This is a genomic window from Deltaproteobacteria bacterium (assembly GCA_016180855.1).
Classification (GTDB): Bacteria; UBA10199; UBA10199; order JACPAL01; family JACPAL01; genus JACPAL01.
In genome coordinates this window covers 15,457-35,388 of the sequence record JACPAL010000023.1, presented here as the reverse complement: position 1 = coordinate 35,388, position 19,932 = coordinate 15,457, and the positions used below count along the sequence as shown (strand labels likewise).

Genomic DNA, 19,932 nt, shown 5'->3' with positions numbered 1-19,932 from the left:
GGGACCGATTCAATACGAAGGAGAATTGCACGACCGGGCGACCTACCGCTATTTCTGGGAGCTGGTTCAAACCGCACGTTTGGCCGGTGAACAGCTCCCTGTGGGGGCTGAACAGGCTTTTTTCTAAACAATGTCTCAAGAATTCCAAGACACAATCGATAGGGCTCAAACGGTTCTCAATCAATCCGGGAAACAACTCGCGAAGCAGGCGGCCGAGGGAAGGGAGATCTCGACTCCAAAATTGGATCAGTTTCAGGTTGCTGCCTACGATTTTGCCTGGCGGTCCGCAAAACTTTTTGCCGCGCGGGCGCTCATTGATTACACCCAACACCAAGGTGAGCTTGAGAAGGAATTGGCCCACTTTTTTATCAGGGAAATTATTGGAGGTGAAAAAGATGATGAGGGATACCGAAGGGGCGCACAACTGATTCGTGAACAGGAACACGGTGGAAATTACGGACTCGCCGACCAGCATCAGATGTTCCGCAAAACGTTTAAGAAGTTTGCGGAAGAAAAGGTGATGCCGCTTGCCGAAAAGCTCCACAGCCAAGATCTCTTGATTCCCGTTGAGATTATCAACGGTCTGAAAGAACTCGGCTGTTTTGGCCTCTCCCTCCCTCAAAAATACGGTGGATTTCAAGATGACAACAAATCGGACAATATCGGAATGGTCGTTGTCACAGAGGAGCTCTCACGAGGCTCCTTGGGGATTGCAGGCAGTTTGATCACTCGTCCCGAAATTCTCTCCAAGGCGATCCTTAAGGGAGGAACGGAGGAGCAGAAACAAAAGTGGCTCCCTCAACTCGCCTCGGGTGAGAAGATGTGCGCTGTGGCTGTGACGGAACCGGATTATGGGAGTGATGTCGCCTCAATGAAGGTCGTTGCCACACCCAAAAACGGTGGCTGGCTGCTCAATGGGGTCAAGACCTGGTGCACCTTTGCCGGCTATGCCGACACCTTAATGGTGCTCGCCCGGACTGATTCGGATCTCTCCAAACGGCATCGGGGGCTTTCCCTCTTCATCGCCGAAAAACCCCGTTTTGATGGTCATTCCTTTCAGTATAACCAGCCGGAAGGGGGTCATATTGAAGGGAAGGCGATCCCCACAATCGGTTATCGAGGAATGCACTCCTTCGAAGTTTCATTTGAAAATTATTTGGTCTCAAACGAAAATCTGATCGGCGGTGAAAAGGGATTGGGACAAGGCTTCTATCTCCAGATGGAGGGATTTGCCGGTGGCCGGCTCCAGACTGCCGCACGTGCCTTGGGGGTCATGCAGGCGGCGTTTGAATCGGCGCTTCGATACTCCAATGAGAGAAAGGTCTTTGGTAAGCCGATCTTTGAATACGGGCTGACCCAATGGAAGCTGGTCCGAATGGCGGCCTTGGTTCAGGCGTCGCGTCAGGCAACCTACCACGCCGCACGATTGATGGACGAAGGAAAAGGGCTTATGGAGGCGTCGCTCGTCAAATTCTATGCCTCCAAGGTTTCCGAATGGGTGACTCGTGAGGCGATGCAGATCCACGGCGGTTATGGCTATGCCGAGGAATATCCGGTCAGTCGTTATTTTGTCGATGCCCGTGTCTTTTCGCTCTTTGAAGGGGCCGAAGAGGTGTTGGCCTTACGCGTCATTGCTCCTTCACTACTGAAGAGGTATTTATGAAAGAACTCTCAAGAGAAATTCCGGTCGACCTTAAAAAAATCCGTGCACCGCAGTATGGTCGCGTCCTGGAAGATTTTGTCCCGAACGAGATCTTCTGCCATCCGCGAGGCATCACGATTGATCGAGGCTTTGCCATTGAATTTGCCACCACATTCATGGAGGCAAATCCGCTCCACACAAACGCCGAGTTTGCGAAGGCCCACGGCTTCGAAGACCTTGTTGTCTCTCCCCTGATGGTTTTGAATATCGCCATCTCACTCGGGGTCCAGAATGACTCGGAGAAGGCGATCGCCAATCTGGGGTACTATGATGTTGAATTCCCTCAGCTCGTTTATCCGGGAGATACCCTGAGAGGACTGACTCGTGTTGTTGACCGGAAGGAGCGGGGGGACAAACCCGGAATTGTAACGATCCGAACCGTCGCGCTCAACCAGAGAAACGAGGTAGTCTGTCAGTACAATCGGAAAATCATGGTCCCACGGGGAGGCAAAAAGAGTGATCCGACAACGGCTACAGGACAAACATTTCTCGATGACAATAGGGCTGCCATGAATTGCACCCCTACCATCAAGAGGCCCTATCCAAACAACTTAACCGGCACCCGTACCTACTTTGAAGATTTTACCGTGGGAGAGATCATCCTTCATAAAAATGGACGGACCATCACGGATGAACATATCCCCTGGACCTATCGCCTCTTAAACACACACCCCCTCCATTACGACAGAGTTTACGCCAGGAACGCAAAACTTTCCGGGACGGGTGAACCTGTGGTTTATGGGGGACTTGTTTTTGCCTGGCTCTGCGGGCTTGCCTCGCGGGATGTGAGCGAAAATGCCTTGTGGGATCTAGGTTACACGGAAGGGTATCACACCCAACCGGCCTATTCAGGCGACACGGTCGTGGCGATGAGTCGCGTACTTGCCAAGGAGGATCATTCGAAGGCAGCTGGAATTGTTCAGTCCCAACTCATTGGCCTAAAAAACATCACCGTCCATGACGCACTGCAAAAATACGGGACCGAACTTTTCTTAAAAGAAGCCGATAAGAAGGATAGTGGCCAGCAAAAGATTCCAGAGAAGATCTTTGAGATCGAACGACGCCTCCTTATCAAAAGAAGATCTGGCTAGCCTTTGCCGCTCGACGAGTTGCGTCAACTTTTCCGGACAACTTCCCATATCTACTAACGATTTGCCTGGCAGGGGATATCATTCATGACGGCTCCGTTATCCACATCGCTCGCAATGCCGCTCGGTAGTCTGCTCGCCTATCGTGCCGAATACAGACCAACAGGCTACCGCGAGGCCACGAAGCCTTTCATCGGATCCAACCTCTGCTTTCAATCCAATGATGCCTTCTTGAAGATCTGTTTTCCGCAAGACAGAGGTCTCACGATTTCGCTCACAGACCCTCAAGTGGCCTCTTCACTCCGTGAAGGAGGATACCTGGCTGTGCTCCGTGGCGGTCCGTTCCGTGTTGCTCCGGACGAAACACACGACCTCCTCAACAGACATCCGATCTTTCTCCGCTTCAAGAGTTCGGTACAAATGGTGAGTAATCTTGAGTCAACGATCACAATCGATGACGATATCCATCGCAAACTTCTCTGGATGGCTATTGAGGGAAAGGGGAAGATAGACGACACACCCGCCATTGCGGGATTAAAAACCTACTTTGCACATCATCACCCTTTTGGCGAAACGGCCTTTAGAATCCCCTTTTATGAACTGGAAGAACAACCGTTTGAACAGCTTGCCAAGGGGAATGCCTACCGCGATCACCCCCCAACGACCCATGCCTCTATCCCCGACTTTCTCCTCCGGCTTTTTGATCCCCACCTAGGGCCTGCCCACCACGGCCTGGCCGGTTTTGTTGATAAAAGAAACCTTCTCGGCAGCGTTGCCCTTGATCCAAACACGGGAGTTGTGCGTCCCGATACCTCCGCTGAAACCCGCGCGAGAATTAAGGCCAGTATGGAGCATCATCTCGCCGAGATTAGTCGATTGAAAAGTGAACTGGCGCGCAACCCTCAAATTCTGGAAGAGGAGGCAGCCCTTGCCGAACTCGTGGGTGGGATTGAGGGGATCAAAAAGGCCCTGGATCAAAATCAATTGCCTACGGTGGTCCAATGGCTCAAAAAAAATCGGACACTTGCTACCTACCCACGAATGAAGGACGTTCTCTTCCCGAATGGTGATTCTGACAATTACCACAATAAGGAGGTTTTGGCGGATCTCCTGTTGGTCTGGAGAGACATCGCCCGCGATTTGAGAGAGGCGACCGCACTGTTTCGGGAGGCCGACTATCTGGAAAGATTTGGCGATCAGGAGGGTGCCCACAGTGCATTCAATCGAGGCGTCGCCCATTATAAAAATGGGCTCCGGTATCTTTCAGAGGATATTTGGCCCCTTCTGGCGGGTGGACGGGGACCGCTGATCGCGATGGGGCAGCTCCGAATGGAATCAGTCGTCCATCTGGGGGCTGATGCCGTCGGGGCCCACTGCAGAAGACATGAGGGGGACGTCTGCCAGGAGTTTGTCTCCGCCAATTACTTTGGCTTTGAACCGGTCCACATTGGCTCGGACGATTTGGAGGACTACGACTGTAACGGCCCTTGGGACTGCTGGAGGCCCCAAAACGACAAGGCAATCGTTTTGACCCAATCTCTCCTTCTTTATGCAAACATTACAGATCCAATGCAGGCCCTTCAGCTAAGACAGGAGATTCTTGATCGTTATTGGCCAGGGAGCCCCGCTTCCCTTGGCCCTATTGAGTCCTCTCTCATGACTTATTACCACAGTGACGCGCTGCAGGAGTGCTCGGATCCGGCTAATCGTTAGGGGAAACATAGCAACTCCCACTTAAGGGGAGTCGAATGGTCTGTTGATGGCACCTCCGGTAGACAGTCTTGTCCGTAACCAGCCGTCTATAGAGCCGGACTATTACAAGATCCGCGGGCTTATCATAAACGCCTATAAGGATGACCAACTTCTGGATGGGGTTGAATATGAAAACCTCAAACGGGCCGGTTTGACGCACGACCAGGTTCAGATCATCAAGGATACCTACTTTAGCCAGCTCTCTTCCCCAGGAGAGCTGACCTCTAAGGAAAGAGAGAGCTACCTTAAGGCAGGAATGGGAAACCTGGCCCGATTGTTCGATCCTGACAATGCTGATTTCTCGCCTCAAATAAAATATTGGGGTGGTGGACCTGTTTATGGATGGTCCCGGTTCGTCTTGCATAACCCCGCCAAGTTTGAAGGGGCTTATCCCAATGATGTTTCAAAGATGAAAGGTTTCGATATCGCCCTAGGTGTCGGACAAAAAGATAGACGTGAGAGGTCGATTTTTACAGACCCCATTGGTATTCAAGGAGAGTTTCACTTTACCCTCCTGCAAGGGACCACCACAGATAATATTAGCCCGGATGATGTCGGCCTTGATGAGGCGATTGATCTCCTCGAGGACGAGGCACAAGAAGAGACGGACCAGACCATAGAGCAATTCGAAAAGGAGGCCCAACGAGAGGCGGATAAAGAGATTAACGGGCCCTACGAGGCCAAGACGGGTAGAAATCAAAAAATTAAAGTCGATCTGGAAAGCCCTGACATCAATCTTGATGATGTCGAGATCGATCGATTGGGCGTTCACAGAGAGGCGAAGTTTACCTTAGGTCTTCTCCAGTGGCGCCGCCTCGCATGGCAAGGTCTCTCATTTCGTGAGGGACAATGGCACCTCCTCGATTCTTACTTTAGTTTTGGTATTGGCCTGATGCAGACCGATACGACCGTAACCTTAAACGATAAGACCTCCAAAAAAAGCGAGACCGCTTTTCTCGGACGTCTTGCAGGGGAATTGGATGTCGTTCGGTATCAAAACAGTGACTGGGGTATCGCCTTGAGAACAGGGGTAGGGATTACGGCGGGAGAACAAGGAGGGGTTGATTTCCTCTTGGGTCTCTCCCTCTTTCAAGGCAGAGAGAGTTTCAAAAGAGGCTATTACAGGATTATCGAGAATTCACCCCCCTTTCATGCAGGAGCCCTTTAATGGAAGCCTCTTAACCCCCTCCTCTTTGCCAGATATCCCTGATTGCTGACATAAAATTATATAAAGTTTACATTACATTTACATAAAAAATAAGCCGTTGTCGTTCTATGATTAACCGGGCGAGAAACTCATCAGAATCCCTTACCAACTGAAACCCAATGAGAGCAGCGGAAACCCGAGCGGCATCACGCGATAAAACCGCACTCCCCCTTCCGTAAAAGGCATTACGAAACCGATATCGCCGTATATTTTTTCACCAAAGATCCGGATGCCATAAAGAAAGGCCCAGTTCCTTCCAGCATTGTCATGACGGGCAAAATGAATCAGTTCACCATTCAGTTTAACACGATCGCTCACTTGAATGCTTCCGCCGATATTTGGCATCAGGATGTAATCCCCCCCACGACTGTTGCCGAATCGGTAGGAAACAAAGGAAACATTAAATGCCCGTTCCTTGTCTCCAAAGGTAAAAATCGGCCCTCCACCCAAGTAATAAGCACCAAAATTGTCATCCGTAAAAACGAGGGTCGCAATAAACCCTCCCTCTAGCCAGATTCCCAGATGAAATTTGTCACTCAGATGGGCAGATGGTTTTAGCGTGAGTCCACCAACTGCAATGCCAATCGGCGTAACGGTTCGAAAACCAACTGTTAAGTTTTCATTAAAAGTCTGATCAAAGTTCCAGACGAAAAGATCAAAATTGGTGATAGATGAATCCCCTGTTTCCTTATGAAGGGCCGTTGGGCCCCAGAAGATGCGGCCGGGATCGGGATCGGTTCTACGCACCCCTTCATCACCCCAAGACAAGTTTGCGGCGATCAAAACTGAAAATACACAGAAAGCAAAAAATTTGTTTATCATCCTGTTCCTTAGGTTTTCTTATTGTTGTGTCGTTTCTTTACGTCAAAAGTTGCCCCGTGGAATTATATTTTGCGTACCCTGACGGGGGTACGAAATCCGATAATTCTTGCTTTTCAGCCCCCTGCCAATTTGTTAAACTTAATTCCAAGTGAATCGATTCAGAGCAATTCTCTTCTCCTCTGTCAGCGTGATTTTCCTTCTCTTTTCGGTCTCGCCGGTTGAAGGGAAAAGTTTTAAAAAATTAAAAAAACTCCATTTGGAAGCCAACAGTTGCTGGAAAAATGAACTGAAGAATAAACTTAAGGATCTTTCTCTAGATCCGGTCCCATCTCTCGTCTCGGATTCCCGTTGTTCAATTGATATCCAAGGTGAGAACCTGTTGGAGAAACTTTGTGAATCTTACTTGTCTGATGAGAATCTGAAGGCGATGTCGACGACGATCCGCCTTGCGATGGGGCTTCGCTGCCTATCCCAAACCGAAATTGTCATGCTCTCAAAGGGAATGCAGGAATACATGGAGGCCCTCACTGAAAAAGGAAACTGCCCGCAGGGACTTGCCTGTATGGCGAATGTAGCGATCCTTTTGAACGACATGTTTCCTGACCAGAAGAAGACACCGCTTCGGGAGACATTTAAAAGAAAGAAGGAGGCCCTTAAAGAGGCAATTACCAATTATGGTAATAAGGACGTTGGGCTCTGGTGCAGTGATCATATTGGAAACCTGTTTCAATTCCAGGATCAATGCGACTCCGAACCAAAGGGAAAGGTTTTCAAGAAGAAAGGCTGTATCAAACCACTCTCTATGATGGTTGAGGCGTTGGGAGATGATGATCGCATAACCTCGGGGGAATGCCGTTGCTATGAGATGATCCATAACGGTTATTTTTGTACCGGCGCCTCCAAGGCCTGTCCTGCCATAGAGGAGGAGAAAAAAACGTCACGCGAACCGCTTGGTGGTCGAGAAGGTTTTTTGATGAAAAGGAGTAAGGCCGTAAACACGGACCTTGTAGCGGTACCGTTTGACTGCATGACAAACTCCCGTGATCTGGCAGAGGCCATGGAAAAATTGGCGCCTACAGGGTACTGCTCCGCAAGACAGATGTTTGGCCAGATCGCCCCCGCCGTCTCCAGGACGGTTCAGAATAAAAATCAGCTCTCCTGTGCAAAGAGTGGGATATTGGAAGAGAGACTTTTTGGTGAGTCAGAGATCTTTATGAATCCTGGCTGTGCCGTCCTCGATGGAGAGGGAGGGGGAGCGGGGGGAGAGGCAGAGCCGGAACCGGAATCAGAAGAAGAGGAAATTAAGGACGCCTGTAAAAATGCTGCCAATCCTCCAGCCTGCGAAGCAGCTCGCAAGGCAGGTATGGAAAGATTGCGTAATAACAAAGAAATGCTGAGACAGCAGTGCCAACGCCTGCTTGGAGGGAGCTCTCCTCAATGTACACCGGGAGCGATCAATACAGCAATAAAGGCCGCGGAGAGAGAGGCATCTACACAGTCGACCCATGACCCCAATCCTAACCCTGACACCAACGCACAATACGATCCCTCTACACACACACTCGAATTTTTTGGAAATTACATCTATGAGGAAATGACTTGGGCCCATGAGGGGTACCATGCGGCGGCAACTAATGGTGGATTTAGTGTTATAACAAACGTTCCTGGTTGCCCCCCAAAGACCTATTCATGCGAATGTGATTCAACAGGATGTTGGATATTTCAGGATCATGAACAGATGGCCCGTTCCCAATCCCCACTGCAACAACCCTGCCCTGATTGCCCCGACCAATGTGCCGGTGAAGATATCTTGAATAACGCCGTGTTTCGGTGCCTTGGGATGGGGCAGGAAGAATTGGATAGGACAACCCCGAAGGGGGATCCGATCAACCCTGCCTTGAATCCGGTCGCTTCTCCACTGCCTGATGATTCCGGTCCAATCGGTCCAAAGTTGGCTGCTGCATCTCAGGCTCTACAGGCCTGTGCACAGGCTGGGGCAACGGGAGATCGACTAAGAATAGAAAAGGGGTGTGGCTCCCGTATGACCCCCGATCCCGACAACCCTGATTGTAAACTCTCCAAGTCAGGAGAGGGGGATTCGTTTCGTAGTGACTCGGCACTCTGCCGACAGATCGACTGTGTCACCGACTCCCTACACCCCTGTTGCCGTAACCGGGGTTGTCCCGAAGGGACGGTGGCCGAAATTGGCTGGCGAGGGGTTGAATGCCGTCCCGAATCAGGCTCCCCACAAGAGCCGGGGACGCCAGGTCCACGTAGGGGAAACTGACAGACCACGCAACTCGGTCCACCACGCTGACCGAAACTGTTTTAAGAACAGCAATCGGGCAGATCCTGTCTGATTCCTAGGGGAGGTCACTAGGTAAGCCCCTAACCAAGGAGGGTTTATGGGTGACGCAACAGCCCCAAGCATCAAAATTCACGATTCAGGACACCTAGGTGTCCTCCAACGAAAGGAAGTCCCAGAAAGTGATTTAGCAGTCTGTTGACAAAGAGGTTTGAAAGGATGTTGAGAAAGGTCCAAGATATGAGGCAGGCTGCTGAGGCGCGACGCAGGCGTACTTGCCGGTACGTCGAGGAGCGACCGAAGCAGCCAAGACTTCGGCTGAGCTCAGTCGAAGCCCGAAGTAGATGGGCCTTTGTCAACATCCTGTTAGGTGGAATTTCGTTGTGGATGAGGACCGATCGGCCGGAGCTTCGCTACCTTTGTGGCGAGGCCGGCCCCATCAATAACGTCAACAACATTGGCGACATCCTTATAGGCCTCTGGTATCTCCTCTAAAACACCATCGAGTGTTGCCGAACGTACAATAATCCCTTTCGCCTCGAGCTCTTCATAAATCCTTCTTCCTCGCGCCGCCTTCTTCGCCTTCATGCGACTCATCTGCCGCCCTGCCCCGTGACAGGAACTCCCGAAGGTTTGACGAAAGGCGGTCTCGGTTCCAGCACAAACAAAGGAGTAACGTCCCATATCCCCCGGAATCAGGACCGGCTGACCAACCTCCCTGTAAATTTCAGGGAGATCGGGATGACCCGGTGGAAACGCCCGCGTCGCCCCCTTGCGATGGACACACAACCTTCTTTTTTTGCCGTCGACCTCATGCTCCTCAAATTTGGCGATGTTATGGGCGATATCATAGACAACTTGCATCCCCAAATCTTCGGCGGAGCGGTTAAAAAATTTCTCAAAGGACTCTCGAACAAAGTGCGCCATCACCTGACGGTTACAAAAGGCAAAATTGGCGGCCGATGACATCGCGGCGAGGTAACGTTTTGCCTCCGGTGATCTGAGTGGGGCACAACAGAGCTGGCGATCAACCAATTCAATCCCGTACTTCTGCGACGTCTTGAGCATCAATTCCAGATAATCATCGCAAACCTGATATCCCAACCCGCGTGACCCTGAGTGGAGATGAACCACGATCTGATCCTTGAAAAGCCCAAACACACCGGCTTTTTGGGCATCGTAGATCTCGTCGACATATTCCACCTCGACAAAATGGTTCCCTGACCCGACCGTCCCCGCCTGATTTTTACCCCTTTCGATCGCCCTGGGAGAGACTTCCGCTGGATCAGCGCCCAGAATAGAGCCTTGAGACTCAATCCGCTCCAGATCCTCATTCCAACCGTATCCGCGCTCCACACCCCACCGTGCCCCCTTCTCCAGAATCTCCCTCACCTCTTTTTGATTCAGCGTGAGGTCGTCGCGATGGGCGCCGACACCGGACGGGATATTCCGATAGAGGATCTCAACCAACTGCCTTAATCGCGGTTGAACCTCTTTTTTGTCGATGTCGGTTCGAAGGAGTCGAACACCGCAATTGATATCATAACCGACACCGCCGGGGCTCACGACCCCTTCCTCAAGATCAAAGGCAGCAACCCCACCAATCGGGAAACCATAACCCCAATGGATATCCGGCATCGCATACGAGGCCGTCACAATCCCGGGGAGTGTTGCAACATTGATCACCTGCTGAAGGGCCTGCTCCTCCGCAATCGTCGGCATCAGGACCTCAGAGGCAAAGATGATCCCGTCAACCCGCATCTTGCCATGACGGGGAATTCGGTAGGTAAAATTGTTGAGTTTTTCTAACACCCTCCCTCACCCTTCATGGCCATCCCTGTGACCGCTTCCCTCTCCCGTCAAAGGGAGAGGGCTCAAGGAGAACGTAATGACACCTGGTTGAGTTGATATTTGGCCCTCTCCCCACGGCGGGAGAGGGGACCTGTTGCCTCGGTTTTTTCTGCGGGTGCGGGGAGGCCTAAACATCGATCACCACCTCCGCGACCCACCTCCCCCTCACCTTTTTAATGCTCAATCGATGATACGTCACCGCCTTGATCTCCGTTTTTAAACAATGACCTTTTAAAGGCTCACCCCAAACGACCCCCCGCAAGAGGGTATCACGGTTCTCTTTCACCTCAAGGGATCGAATTAAAAAGTGACGGGTGTCAAAAAGATAAAGCACCTCTTTGAGCAGACGAAGAAACAGCTCTTCAAGAGTCTCACCCCTCACCACCAGTTGTCTTGATTGCTTTTTTTGAATCTGCCTCGCATCGGTAATCGTATTCATCACGGCCCAAACACCATTTTGAAAGAGTTCTCGCCTGGTCCGCGCAAAGATGCGAAGCCGAATATCCGCTGTGTGATCTAAAACCTGATAACGAGGCATTGTTTACAAGGAGGGGGGACTGATCTCCGATCGAAGCTCTTCCAATCTATCCTTCCATGCCTTATCTCCCCCGAGGAGATCTTCGGCACGCGAGAGATAATTTTCGACCTGATCATATTCCCCCATTTTGTATTTGATCCAGGCCATGTAGTAGAAGCCAACTCCGTTGGAGGGGTCCACATTAATCGCCTCCTGAAAACTGTCGATCGCACGACTGTAATGGCCATCCTCCAGAAAATTTTTACCGGTTTCAATGTAGACGTTCGATGCCTCTCGCTCAGGACTCCTGGGGGAGGCCGAGACGACTGGCGGCAAACGAGAGCCGCGGGGACGCCTGGGACCTGTCGCACAGCCCACAACGAGGAGAAGCCCTAAAAAAAACAGAAGAGATATTTTTATCAACGACATTTCTCCTCGGGCTCCGTTCCCAAAAGAAAAACCTCCTCAAATTTTTCCGTGCAACCAGGCCGGAAACGCCTTCCGGTTTTCCGGTCGATCTCTAGCAGGAAGACGTTCTCCGTCGCAAGAAAATCACGTGCAAAACTTGGCCGGTTTCTCATGAAGTCAACCCAGACCGGCAGACCCCCGGACGCCCCACTCAGGCCCGAAGGGCTGTTGTCATCATAACCGACCCAGGTCAGTGTGAGAAGTTCCGGCGTATAACCGACAAACCAGCTGTCACGATAATCCGAGGTCGTACCTGTCTTGCCCGCCGCTAGTCCCCGAAGCCCGAGGAGACGGGCCGAGGCCGCAGTTCCTCGCTCAACGACACCCTTCATCCCGCTATTCAGCAGATAGGCCAAATCATGGGAGACGACCCGATTCATCTTGAAACTCTTTTTCTCAAGCACCTTTCCATCACGCGTCACAACACTTAAAAAAGGAATCAATTCCGAGCGAATGCCGTTATTCGGAAAGAGGGTGTAGGCATGGACCAGTTCAAGCGGCGTCACCTCAAAGGCGCCCAGCGCAATCGAGGGATAAGGCTCAAGAGGGCTTTCAATCCCCGCCTTTTTAGCAATCGTCACAACCTCCTCAAGGCCGGCCTCCATAGCAAGACGAGAGGTAGCAATGTTGTAGCTCTTCTCCAGAGCCTCTCGGAGAGAGACCTCCCCATGCTCCTCCTCATCATAATTTTGAGGGCTCCAGGGTCCCTCAGGAGTCTCAATGGTAAAGGATCGATCGGAAATCAACGAGGCCCAGTTCCAATTCTTTGTTGCCAGTGCCGTCAGATAGATGAAAGGCTTGAAGGCAGAGCCCGGTTGACGATGAGCCATCGAGACACGATCAAACTGACTCGTTTGATAATCCCGTCCACCGACGTAAGCCCGAATATAGCCTGTTTGTGGCTGTACCGACACAAGACATCCCTCAAGACTCCTCCCTTCCTCCTTCATTTTTTTGACGGGAGGACGGCTCTTCTCATATTCCTCAAGACGGATCTGGATCACCTTTTCTGCCTCATCCTGGGCCTCGGCATCTAATGTCGTAAAAATTTTCAACCCCTCCGATTCAAGGATATCCCCGTAGGTCTCTTTGAGTTGGGCTCTCAAAAAATCGACAAAGTGAGGGGCCCCAAGCGGTTTTTTGGAAGGAGGGGCGGGATGAATCTCCTCCTGTCGGGCACTCTGATACTCCTTCTCCGTAATCTTCTCTTGATCCAGCATCTCTTTCAAAACAAAATTACGACGATCATAAGCCTGGGGGAGATTGATGAGCGGGGAATATTTTCCTGGAGATCGGATAAGCCCGGCCAGTAGAGCCGATTCCGCCAGTGTCAATTGACTCGCCCCTTTTGAAAAGTAGAGATAGGAGGCAGCCTCAACACCCGCCACAGAGACAGGCCCCTTCTGGCCAAAATAGATCTCGTTAAAGTACGCCTCAAGGATCTCCTCCTTGGAATAACGGGCCTCCAGCAGGACCGCCATGAACGCCTCATTAATCTTTCGATTCAGTGATTTCTGCGAGGTCAAAAAGTAATTTTTGACAAGCTGCTGAGTGATCGTACTCCCACCCTGAACCAGTTTCAGATGAAGAAGATCGGTCAGAAATGCGCGTAAAATAGCGAGCGGGTCAACTCCGTGATGGCTGTAAAAACGCTCATCCTCAATCGCAATAGCAGCATTGATGAGCTCTTCCGGAATCTCCGCAAGCGAAATGATCGTCCGATCCTCCATTTTTTCGTCAAAGATCGAGGCGACCAGCTCCGGTTCCAGGCGGAGCGTCTTCAGGTTTTCGTCCGTGCCGAGATTCTCGATCGACCTCAGGCTTTCATTGCCAAAGGAGAGCCGTACCGGAAATCCAATAAACTCCTCGGCAGGGTAGGCAAAATTGTGTAAAAACAGGGTGAGCTCCGATCCATTGCGGGAGTACTCACCGACCCCCTTCACTGCCCCGGAGATCCTCTTGTAGGAAAGCCTCTTGAGCTTGGCCTCCAACCTTTGCGGTGAGATCCTTTGACCCGGAAAGAGATAGAAGGCATCCGAATAGACGCGGGATGGGAGGTTCCAGCGTCGCGCCTCAAACTTCGTCCGAATTTTGTAATCAAGATAAAACAGATAAGGGCCAACGACCATGCAAAGGCCGAGCAAAATAAGAAGCAATTTTGATTTTTTCATGGCGATGTGACGTGATCCCTATCATCAGATTGACTTCCTTGCAAACCGAGAGATAAGGGGGGATATGTCCAGTGCGTCGATCCGCCTGTCTTCTATTCGCTCCAAGGTTTTTTGGAACTCCCTGCTCGCCTTTGGCTTTGCCTTGACTGTTGGAATCGGGGCCCAACTGAAGGTCTTTTTACCGGGTAATCCGGTCCCAATGACCTTCCAGACACTTTTTTTGTTAATCGGCGCCTCTTATCTACACCGTTTTTATTCGCTCCAGATGGCGGGATGGTATCTTCTACTAGGGGTTGCCGGTTTCCCACTATTTGCGAATGGGAGTTCCGGCCTAAACTACCTATTCGGACCGACCGGGGGTTATCTTCTTGGATTTATTCTTGCCGCGGGATTGCTCGGATTTTTTAAGCCGGCCTCCGGATGGAGACAGCTTCTCCTTTTTCTCTTCGCCCACTCGATCATCTTCATTCCGGGGCTCCTCTGGTTAAAAGTTGTTACAGGCGCCTCATGGCCTCAAACACTCCAGATGGGACTTTACCCCTTTCTTATAGGGGATCTTTTGAAATCCGCGATCGCCTTTACTGTTTCCAGATTTTATTGGAAGCCCTAACCGGGCATCAATAGACCCGCGATCGTTGCCGTCAAACAACTCACGATCGCACCACCCAGCATGGCACGGAAGGCAAGGCGGGCCAGATCGGAGCGACGCTCGGGTGCCAGGACTCCCAGACCACCAATCTGGATCCCAATAGAAGAAAAATTGGCAAACCCGCACAGCATATAGGTCGCCATGAGACCAGCCTTCTCCGAGATCAGTCCTTGTTTAATCAGCGGAGCAAGTTCCGCATAGGCAATAAATTCATTCGAGGCGATTTTGAGCCCCAAAAGATGCCCGACTGCATGGATATCCGCCTTGGGAATCCCCATCACATAGGTAAGCGGGGCCAGAACGGTCCCAAGAAGATTTTTCAGACTCCCGGGGACAACTCCCGCAAACTCCCCACCCACGAGTGCTTCTCCACTGAGCCAACCTCCGTCAATAACGCGGTCAAAAAATCCCAGGAGAAGATCGAGAAAGGCAATCAACGCAATAAAGGCAATTAACATCGCAGCAACGTTCAAGGCCAAATGGAGACCATCGCTGATCCCATGGGCGATCGAGTCCAGCAGATTGTGTCCCATCCTGATCTTGGGCATTTTGACCGAATTTGCAGTCTCTGAGACCTCTGTTTCAGGGTAGATAATTTTGGCAATCATGAGTGAGGCAGGAACCGCCATCGCACTGGCAATGATGATTTGGACCCCTGGGACCCCCATCTGGATATAGGCGGCCATCACACTCCCGGCAATCGTTCCGAATCCCCCGACCATCACGGCACAAAGCTCGGAGGGGGTCATCTTATTCAAAAAGGGACGGATCAGAAGAGGGGCCTCCGTCTGAGACAAAATCATGTTGGCAGCACAAGAGAGGGATTCGGCACCGGAGGTCCGCATGAGACGATTCATGATCCAGGCAAAGAGTTGAACGACCCGCTGTAAAACACCAATGTGGTAGAGAAAGGCGGTGAATGCCGAAAAGAAGATGATCGTCGGAAGCAGAATAAAGGCGAATTGAAATCCGAAATGGTCAAAATAGGCTGGATCCGCGAGTTTTCCAAATAGAAACTGGGACCCATAAGAGCTCAATTTCAAAAAGGTAGTAATCTTTGCCGTTAAAAACTCAATCGCATAAACACCCGTCTCCCATCGGAGCAACAGAAATCCAATGACAATCTGGAGTGTTAATCCACCCAGAACCGTCCACAAGTTGATCTTGAATTTATTGTTCGACATCAGGAAGGCAATGCCGAGCAGAACGATAATACCGAAGATCCCTATAAAACGTTCCATAAAGTTACTTGATTCCCATCGAAGGAAGCCAGTACTTCTGATTCCCCTTTTTTCGATCCATCTGATGAAGGATCGCCATCGCCTCCAGTCCCGTCTCAATGCACGTGGCTTCCGCCTTTTTCAGATTTTCTTCATCAATAAACTGATTGAGATGGCGGTTGGCCAGCATGGTACAAACCGTTCCAGCCCGGACCCCGACGAGTTGTGACAGGATCAACAGCGTCGAAGTCTCCATCTCAAAATTGATCACATTCATTCTCTCCAGCTGCTGAGGCAGCTCCTTGTTCCTGGGAGGGAAGCCAGGGACATCCCGAGACTGGGCCCCGTAAAAACCGGGTGCCGTGGCTGTAAGTCCAACGTGATAACGAAATCCTTTCTTCTGCACCGCCTCAAGCAACGCCAAAACCACCTCATGATGCGCAACAGCCGGATATCCCTCATGCACAAAATAGGTGGAAGTATTCTCGAGACGCACCGCCCCACTGGAGATCACGAGATCGCCGAGCTCCATTCCCTTCTGCAATCCGCCACAGGTTCCGATACGCAGGAAGGTTGGATTTTTGACAATCTGATTCATTTCAACCAGGGCGATCTCCGTATTGTCCGGTCCCATCCCTGTCGCCATGACGGAAAGGGGGAATCCCTTATATTTTCCGGTCACCGTCACATACTCACGGTGCACAATCGGATCACTCGCTTGATCGAAGTGGTCGGCCACTTTACGAACCCTGGCGGGATCCCCACACAAAAGGACGTAAGGGGCGAGTTCACCCGGTTTTAGCCCAATGTGGTATTGTCTTCCCTCTTTGGTTGACACGATCTCAGCCGATTTGAAGCTCCCCATAATTCGCATCGGTTCTTAGAGGTTGCCTTCTCCAAAGACAAGGATAAATAACAAGGCCCATGCCAACCGTTGCCTTCTTTGATGTCGATGACACCCTCTGGCGTGGTAACTCCGGTTACTACACGAGTCTACGGCTCGTCCGCCATGGAATCTTAAAAAAGAGGAGGGTCCTCCAGGCGGTCTACTACAAACTTGCCGACCTGTTTGCCCGGCAGGATGTCCACAAGATTTACAAAATTGCGATTGCCGATATGGCCGGGATGAAACTCACACACGCCCTGGAGATCGGCACGGAATGTTTTGAAAAAGACATGAAAAGACGACTTCATGCTGAGGCGGTTGCCAAGGTTCAACACCATCGACAAAGGGGCGATCGGATCATACTTCTCACCTCCGGTCCTTACATGACGATTCATTCACTTCAGGCGTTTTTAAAAACGGACGACTATTACGCCTCCGGTCCCAAGGTGGTCGATGGCACCCTGATCAACGACCTCAAAATGCCGCTCAGTTATGGAGAGGGAAAGTTGCATTATGCCCGCGAGGCGTCACAAAAATACGGGGTTCCGCTCTCCACCTGTTATTTTTATTCCAATGACCTGACCGACCTTCCACTGTTTGAAAATGTTGGCTATCCCCACGTGGTGAATCCAAAAAAAGAGCTGCGAAAGATAGCAGAGCAAAAAGGGTGGCCGATCTTGAGGTTTGATTAGGGATTAAATTGACTTCTTTGGGTCCGATTGTTACTGGGCAACTCATGAAGAAAAATATCAATATTCTATTTGTCGTAATCGCCCTTACATTCTTTGTTGCCCCTCTTGCCTTGTCGAAATCGGGTCCTCATTCAAAGAAGGGCTCTTCGAGCAAGAAGAAAATTACCTCATCACAAAAATACGCCTCGGACCGACAGGGCGAATTTCAGGCTGGCTCTGGCATCGGAATAACGTTTAATAATCCCGCTCTGGATCTCCGATTGGATACGGAATATTTCGTTACGAATAACATCTCGGCCGGGTTTGATTTTGATATCGTCTTCCATGGGGCAACCACTTTTGCCTTCGATGCGGTTGGGAGATATCACCTGGATATCCAACAGCAGCCCCGTCTTGTGCCTTATGCCGGCATGGGGCTCGGGGCGATCATTAATACCAATGGGGCGGGTGGTTTTGATATCCTGCTACCGAACCTTGGGTGTCGTTACGAGGTTTTGCCCAATCAACTCTTCATAGGGCCCGATTTGGGGGTGCATATCCTGACCGATTTTTCGGACACAACGTGGGATGTCACCTTTCTGTTTGTTAACGCCCTCTACAGGTTTTAGAGGCCTCAGTTAACCGTCTCAAATTTTCTTCTTCCATCAAGTGACAAGCGGTCTGATGGCCTGACTCATATTCTTTGAGGGGCGGTTCAACCTTCTTGCAATCTTCCCAGGCAAAAGGACAGCGGGTATGGAAGGCGCACCCACTCGGAGGATTCAAGGGGCTCGGCAGATCACCTTTGAGGATTATTCTTTTCTCCTGCCGGATCTTGTCAGCCACAGGATCGGGAATCGGCGAGGCGGAAAGAAGTGACTGGGTGTAGGGATGTTTGGGCTCTTCACAGATCTGCTGTGAGGAACCGATCTCAACAATTTTACCAAGGTACATGACAGCAATCCGGTCGCTGACATGACGCACCACGGCCAGGTCATGGGCAATGAAAATATACGTCAGCTGAAATTTCCCTTTCAGATCAAGGAGCAGGTTTAATATTTGGGCCTGAATCGAGACATCCAGGGCGGAAACCGGTTCATCCGCAACGATCAATTTCGGCCTCAAGGCCAGGGCACGGGCGATCCCGATCCGTTGGCGCTGCCCACCGCTGAATTCATGAGGATAACGACGCATGAATTTGGGATCCAACCCCACTTTTTCGAGGATCTCCCGAACCTCTTCGCGCAATTTTTTTCCGCGGGCAATTCGAAAGGTCTTAAGCGGCTCGGCAACGATCTCTTCAACGGTCATGCGTGGATCAAGTGAGGCATAGGGATCCTGAAAGATCATCTGCAGGTCACGACGCCTCTTCTGAAGTTGTCGCGGAGAAAGCTGGACCAGATTGAACCCTTCAAAATTGGCGGAACCGGTCGTCGGCCTGATCAGTTGCAAAATCGCCCGGGCCAGCGTTGACTTACCACAGCCGCTCTCACCGACAATTCCGAGGGTCTCACCTTTTCTGACAGAAAGATTGACTCCATCAACCGCCTTGACGACCGCCTTCCGATATTTAAGAAAAAAACCGCGGCTGACCGGAAAATGCACCTTGAGATCCTGAAGGAGAAGAAGAGGGATTTCGCTCATACCTCTCCCGCCTTCCAGCAGGCCGATCGATGACCTGCCGTAACAATATCAAGGGTTGGCTCTTCGATAGAACATCGCTCCACGGCAAAATCACACCGTGGATGAAAACGACAGCCAACCGGCAAGCGGGAGAGATCGGGCGGCTGATCACGAATCGCCTCCAACCGCCCTGATTTCCCCTCATCCAAACGAGGAACAGAACGGAGCAGGGCCCGGGTATACGGGTGTCTTGGGTGTTGGAACAACGACCCCATAGGGCTTTCCTCAACCACATGCCCGGCGTACATAACCAAAACCCGATCGCAGATCCCCGTCACAACGCCCAAGTTGTGCGTAATGAGGATGAGCGCCATCCCCATCTCGCTCTGGATTTTTCGGAGGAGATCAAGGATCTGGGCCTGAATCGTTACGTCCAGGGCGGTGGTTGGCTCATCCGCTATAAGAAGCGAAGGACGACAGAGCAGGGCGATCGCAATCATCACACGCTGACGCATTCCACCGCTTAACTGGTGGGGATAGGCATCGATCCGCCTTGTGGCATCCGAAATTCCAACCTGGTCCAACATTTCAATCGCGAGCCGGCGGGCCTCCCGGTGACCTTTGTTTTGGTGGATCTCCAAAACCTCGGTCAGTTGTCGGCCGACGGTCAGAAAAGGATTGAGAGAGGTCATCGGGTCCTGAAAGATCATGGCGATCTTGTTGCCGCGGATCTTGCGAAGATCCTCTTCGGGAAGCTGAAGCAGATCCTTCCCTTCAAAATAGGCAGTTCCTCCTGTAATTCGACCGGGGGGCTGTGGGATGAGCCCCAGAAGAGAAAGAGAGGTCACACTTTTTCCACTGCCACTCTCACCAACAATGCCAAGTGTCTCCCCCGCCTCGATTGAAAATGAAACACCATCGACCGCACGAATGAAACCGCCGCGAATTCGGAAATCGGTTTGAAGATCGGTGACTTTTAATAGAGACATCGCTTTTTTCC

Annotated in this window: 18 protein-coding genes; 9 read left to right on the top strand and 9 right to left on the bottom strand. The window is 51.2% G+C overall.

Going from position 1 to position 19,932, the window contains the following annotated elements:
* From HYT77_10300 to HYT77_10280, 5 genes are all read left to right on the top strand, one after another.
* The coding region (locus tag HYT77_10300) for a CoA ester lyase (protein MBI2068386.1) at positions 1 to 127 on the top strand (127 nt) is incomplete at its 5' end.
* A gap of 3 nt (positions 128 to 130) precedes the next feature.
* Positions 131 to 1,663: an acyl-CoA dehydrogenase family protein gene (locus HYT77_10295; protein MBI2068385.1), complete on the top strand. Its 1,533-nt coding sequence runs from the start codon at positions 131 to 133 to the stop codon at positions 1,661 to 1,663.
* Positions 1,660 to 2,793, top strand: coding sequence for a MaoC family dehydratase N-terminal domain-containing protein (locus tag HYT77_10290; protein MBI2068384.1), 1,134 nt, complete (start codon positions 1,660 to 1,662; stop codon positions 2,791 to 2,793). The genes HYT77_10295 and HYT77_10290 overlap by 4 nt, the downstream gene beginning before the upstream one ends.
* 84 nt (positions 2,794 to 2,877) lie before the next feature.
* Entirely contained in the window at positions 2,878 to 4,503 is a 1,626-nt protein-coding gene (locus tag HYT77_10285) for a hypothetical protein (protein ID MBI2068383.1), read from the top strand.
* 46 nt (positions 4,504 to 4,549) lie between these two features.
* Positions 4,550 to 5,710, top strand: coding sequence for a hypothetical protein (locus HYT77_10280; GenBank protein MBI2068382.1), 1,161 nt, complete (start codon positions 4,550 to 4,552; stop codon positions 5,708 to 5,710).
* 141 nt (positions 5,711 to 5,851) lie between these two features.
* Here HYT77_10280 and HYT77_10275 read toward each other — a convergent pair whose 3' ends face one another.
* A complete protein-coding gene (locus HYT77_10275) occupies positions 5,852 to 6,532 on the bottom strand; it encodes a hypothetical protein (GenBank protein ID MBI2068381.1) in 681 nt (226 codons plus the stop codon).
* A 187-nt stretch (positions 6,533 to 6,719) separates the two neighbouring features.
* Between HYT77_10275 and HYT77_10270 the strand changes: the two genes are divergently transcribed.
* Positions 6,720 to 8,858, top strand: coding sequence for a hypothetical protein (locus HYT77_10270; GenBank protein MBI2068380.1), 2,139 nt, complete (start codon positions 6,720 to 6,722; stop codon positions 8,856 to 8,858).
* 384 nt (positions 8,859 to 9,242) lie between these two features.
* On the opposite strand, the gene HYT77_10265 is transcribed toward HYT77_10270, so the two are convergent.
* The 4 genes from HYT77_10265 to HYT77_10250 form a co-directional block, all read right to left on the bottom strand.
* The gene (locus HYT77_10265; GenBank protein ID MBI2068379.1) at positions 9,243 to 10,637 is read right to left on the bottom strand and encodes an RtcB family protein; all 1,395 of its coding nucleotides are present in this window, start codon (positions 10,635 to 10,637) and stop codon (positions 9,243 to 9,245) included.
* Positions 10,638 to 10,854: 217 nt separating this feature from the next.
* Positions 10,855 to 11,265: an archease gene (locus HYT77_10260; GenBank protein MBI2068378.1), complete on the bottom strand. Its 411-nt coding sequence runs from the start codon at positions 11,263 to 11,265 to the stop codon at positions 10,855 to 10,857.
* A gap of 3 nt (positions 11,266 to 11,268) precedes the next feature.
* Positions 11,269 to 11,673 (bottom strand): tetratricopeptide repeat protein, encoded by a 405-nt coding sequence (locus tag HYT77_10255; protein MBI2068377.1) that lies wholly within the window; start codon positions 11,671 to 11,673, stop codon positions 11,269 to 11,271.
* Positions 11,664 to 13,883: a PBP1A family penicillin-binding protein gene (locus HYT77_10250; GenBank protein ID MBI2068376.1), complete on the bottom strand. Its 2,220-nt coding sequence runs from the start codon at positions 13,881 to 13,883 to the stop codon at positions 11,664 to 11,666. Before HYT77_10250 ends, HYT77_10255 begins: the two co-directional genes overlap by 10 nt.
* A 64-nt stretch (positions 13,884 to 13,947) precedes the next feature.
* On the opposite strand from HYT77_10250, the gene HYT77_10245 reads away from it, so the two are divergent.
* On the top strand, positions 13,948 to 14,493 hold the full coding sequence (locus HYT77_10245) for a biotin transporter BioY (protein ID MBI2068375.1): 546 nt from the start codon (positions 13,948 to 13,950) through the stop codon (positions 14,491 to 14,493).
* On the opposite strand, the gene HYT77_10240 is transcribed toward HYT77_10245, so the two are convergent.
* On the bottom strand, positions 14,490 to 15,773 hold the full coding sequence (locus HYT77_10240; protein MBI2068374.1) for a NupC/NupG family nucleoside CNT transporter: 1,284 nt from the start codon (positions 15,771 to 15,773) through the stop codon (positions 14,490 to 14,492). The genes HYT77_10245 and HYT77_10240 overlap by 4 nt on opposite strands.
* Positions 15,774 to 15,777: 4 nt before the next feature.
* Positions 15,778 to 16,617, bottom strand: a complete 840-nt coding sequence (locus HYT77_10235; protein MBI2068373.1) for a nucleoside phosphorylase — start codon at positions 16,615 to 16,617, stop codon at positions 15,778 to 15,780.
* Positions 16,618 to 16,676: 59 nt separating this feature from the next.
* Here HYT77_10235 and HYT77_10230 point away from each other — a divergent pair, with 59 nt between their 5' ends.
* Both HYT77_10230 and HYT77_10225 read left to right on the top strand, forming a co-directional pair.
* Positions 16,677 to 17,330, top strand: a complete 654-nt coding sequence (locus tag HYT77_10230) for an HAD-IB family hydrolase (protein ID MBI2068372.1) — start codon at positions 16,677 to 16,679, stop codon at positions 17,328 to 17,330.
* A gap of 44 nt (positions 17,331 to 17,374) precedes the next feature.
* Positions 17,375 to 17,938 carry a hypothetical protein gene (locus tag HYT77_10225; GenBank protein ID MBI2068371.1) on the top strand — a complete coding sequence of 188 codons (564 nt, stop codon included), beginning with the start codon at positions 17,375 to 17,377 and terminating at the stop codon, positions 17,936 to 17,938.
* Here the strand turns inward: HYT77_10225 and HYT77_10220 are convergent.
* Together HYT77_10220 and HYT77_10215 are read right to left on the bottom strand one after the other, a co-directional pair.
* Positions 17,916 to 18,953 carry a dipeptide ABC transporter ATP-binding protein gene (locus HYT77_10220; protein MBI2068370.1) on the bottom strand — a complete coding sequence of 346 codons (1,038 nt, stop codon included), beginning with the start codon at positions 18,951 to 18,953 and terminating at the stop codon, positions 17,916 to 17,918. The genes HYT77_10225 and HYT77_10220 overlap by 23 nt on opposite strands.
* Positions 18,950 to 19,921: an ABC transporter ATP-binding protein gene (locus HYT77_10215; GenBank protein ID MBI2068369.1), complete on the bottom strand. Its 972-nt coding sequence runs from the start codon at positions 19,919 to 19,921 to the stop codon at positions 18,950 to 18,952. The genes HYT77_10220 and HYT77_10215 overlap by 4 nt, the downstream gene beginning before the upstream one ends.
* Positions 19,922 to 19,932: the final 11 nt, after the last annotated feature.

Coding starts and splice junctions, on each gene's coding strand:
- HYT77_10295 (MBI2068385.1), top strand. CDS start 131: ATGTCTCAAGAATTCCAAGACACAATCGATAGGGCTCAAACGGTTCTC.
- HYT77_10290 (MBI2068384.1), top strand. CDS start 1,660: ATGAAAGAACTCTCAAGAGAAATTCCGGTCGACCTTAAAAAAATCCGT.
- HYT77_10285 (MBI2068383.1), top strand. CDS start 2,878: ATGACGGCTCCGTTATCCACATCGCTCGCAATGCCGCTCGGTAGTCTG.
- HYT77_10280 (MBI2068382.1), top strand. CDS start 4,550: ATGGCACCTCCGGTAGACAGTCTTGTCCGTAACCAGCCGTCTATAGAG.
- HYT77_10265 (MBI2068379.1), bottom strand. CDS start 10,637: ATGCGGGTTGACGGGATCATCTTTGCCTCTGAGGTCCTGATGCCGACG.
- HYT77_10260 (MBI2068378.1), bottom strand. CDS start 11,265: ATGCCTCGTTATCAGGTTTTAGATCACACAGCGGATATTCGGCTTCGC.
- HYT77_10255 (MBI2068377.1), bottom strand. CDS start 11,673: ATGTCGTTGATAAAAATATCTCTTCTGTTTTTTTTAGGGCTTCTCCTC.
- HYT77_10250 (MBI2068376.1), bottom strand. CDS start 13,883: ATGAAAAAATCAAAATTGCTTCTTATTTTGCTCGGCCTTTGCATGGTC.
- HYT77_10245 (MBI2068375.1), top strand. CDS start 13,948: ATGTCCAGTGCGTCGATCCGCCTGTCTTCTATTCGCTCCAAGGTTTTT.
- HYT77_10240 (MBI2068374.1), bottom strand. CDS start 15,773: ATGGAACGTTTTATAGGGATCTTCGGTATTATCGTTCTGCTCGGCATT.
- HYT77_10235 (MBI2068373.1), bottom strand. CDS start 16,617: ATGGGGAGCTTCAAATCGGCTGAGATCGTGTCAACCAAAGAGGGAAGA.
- HYT77_10230 (MBI2068372.1), top strand. CDS start 16,677: ATGCCAACCGTTGCCTTCTTTGATGTCGATGACACCCTCTGGCGTGGT.
- HYT77_10225 (MBI2068371.1), top strand. CDS start 17,375: ATGAAGAAAAATATCAATATTCTATTTGTCGTAATCGCCCTTACATTC.
- HYT77_10220 (MBI2068370.1), bottom strand. CDS start 18,953: ATGAGCGAAATCCCTCTTCTTCTCCTTCAGGATCTCAAGGTGCATTTT.
- HYT77_10215 (MBI2068369.1), bottom strand. CDS start 19,921: ATGTCTCTATTAAAAGTCACCGATCTTCAAACCGATTTCCGAATTCGC.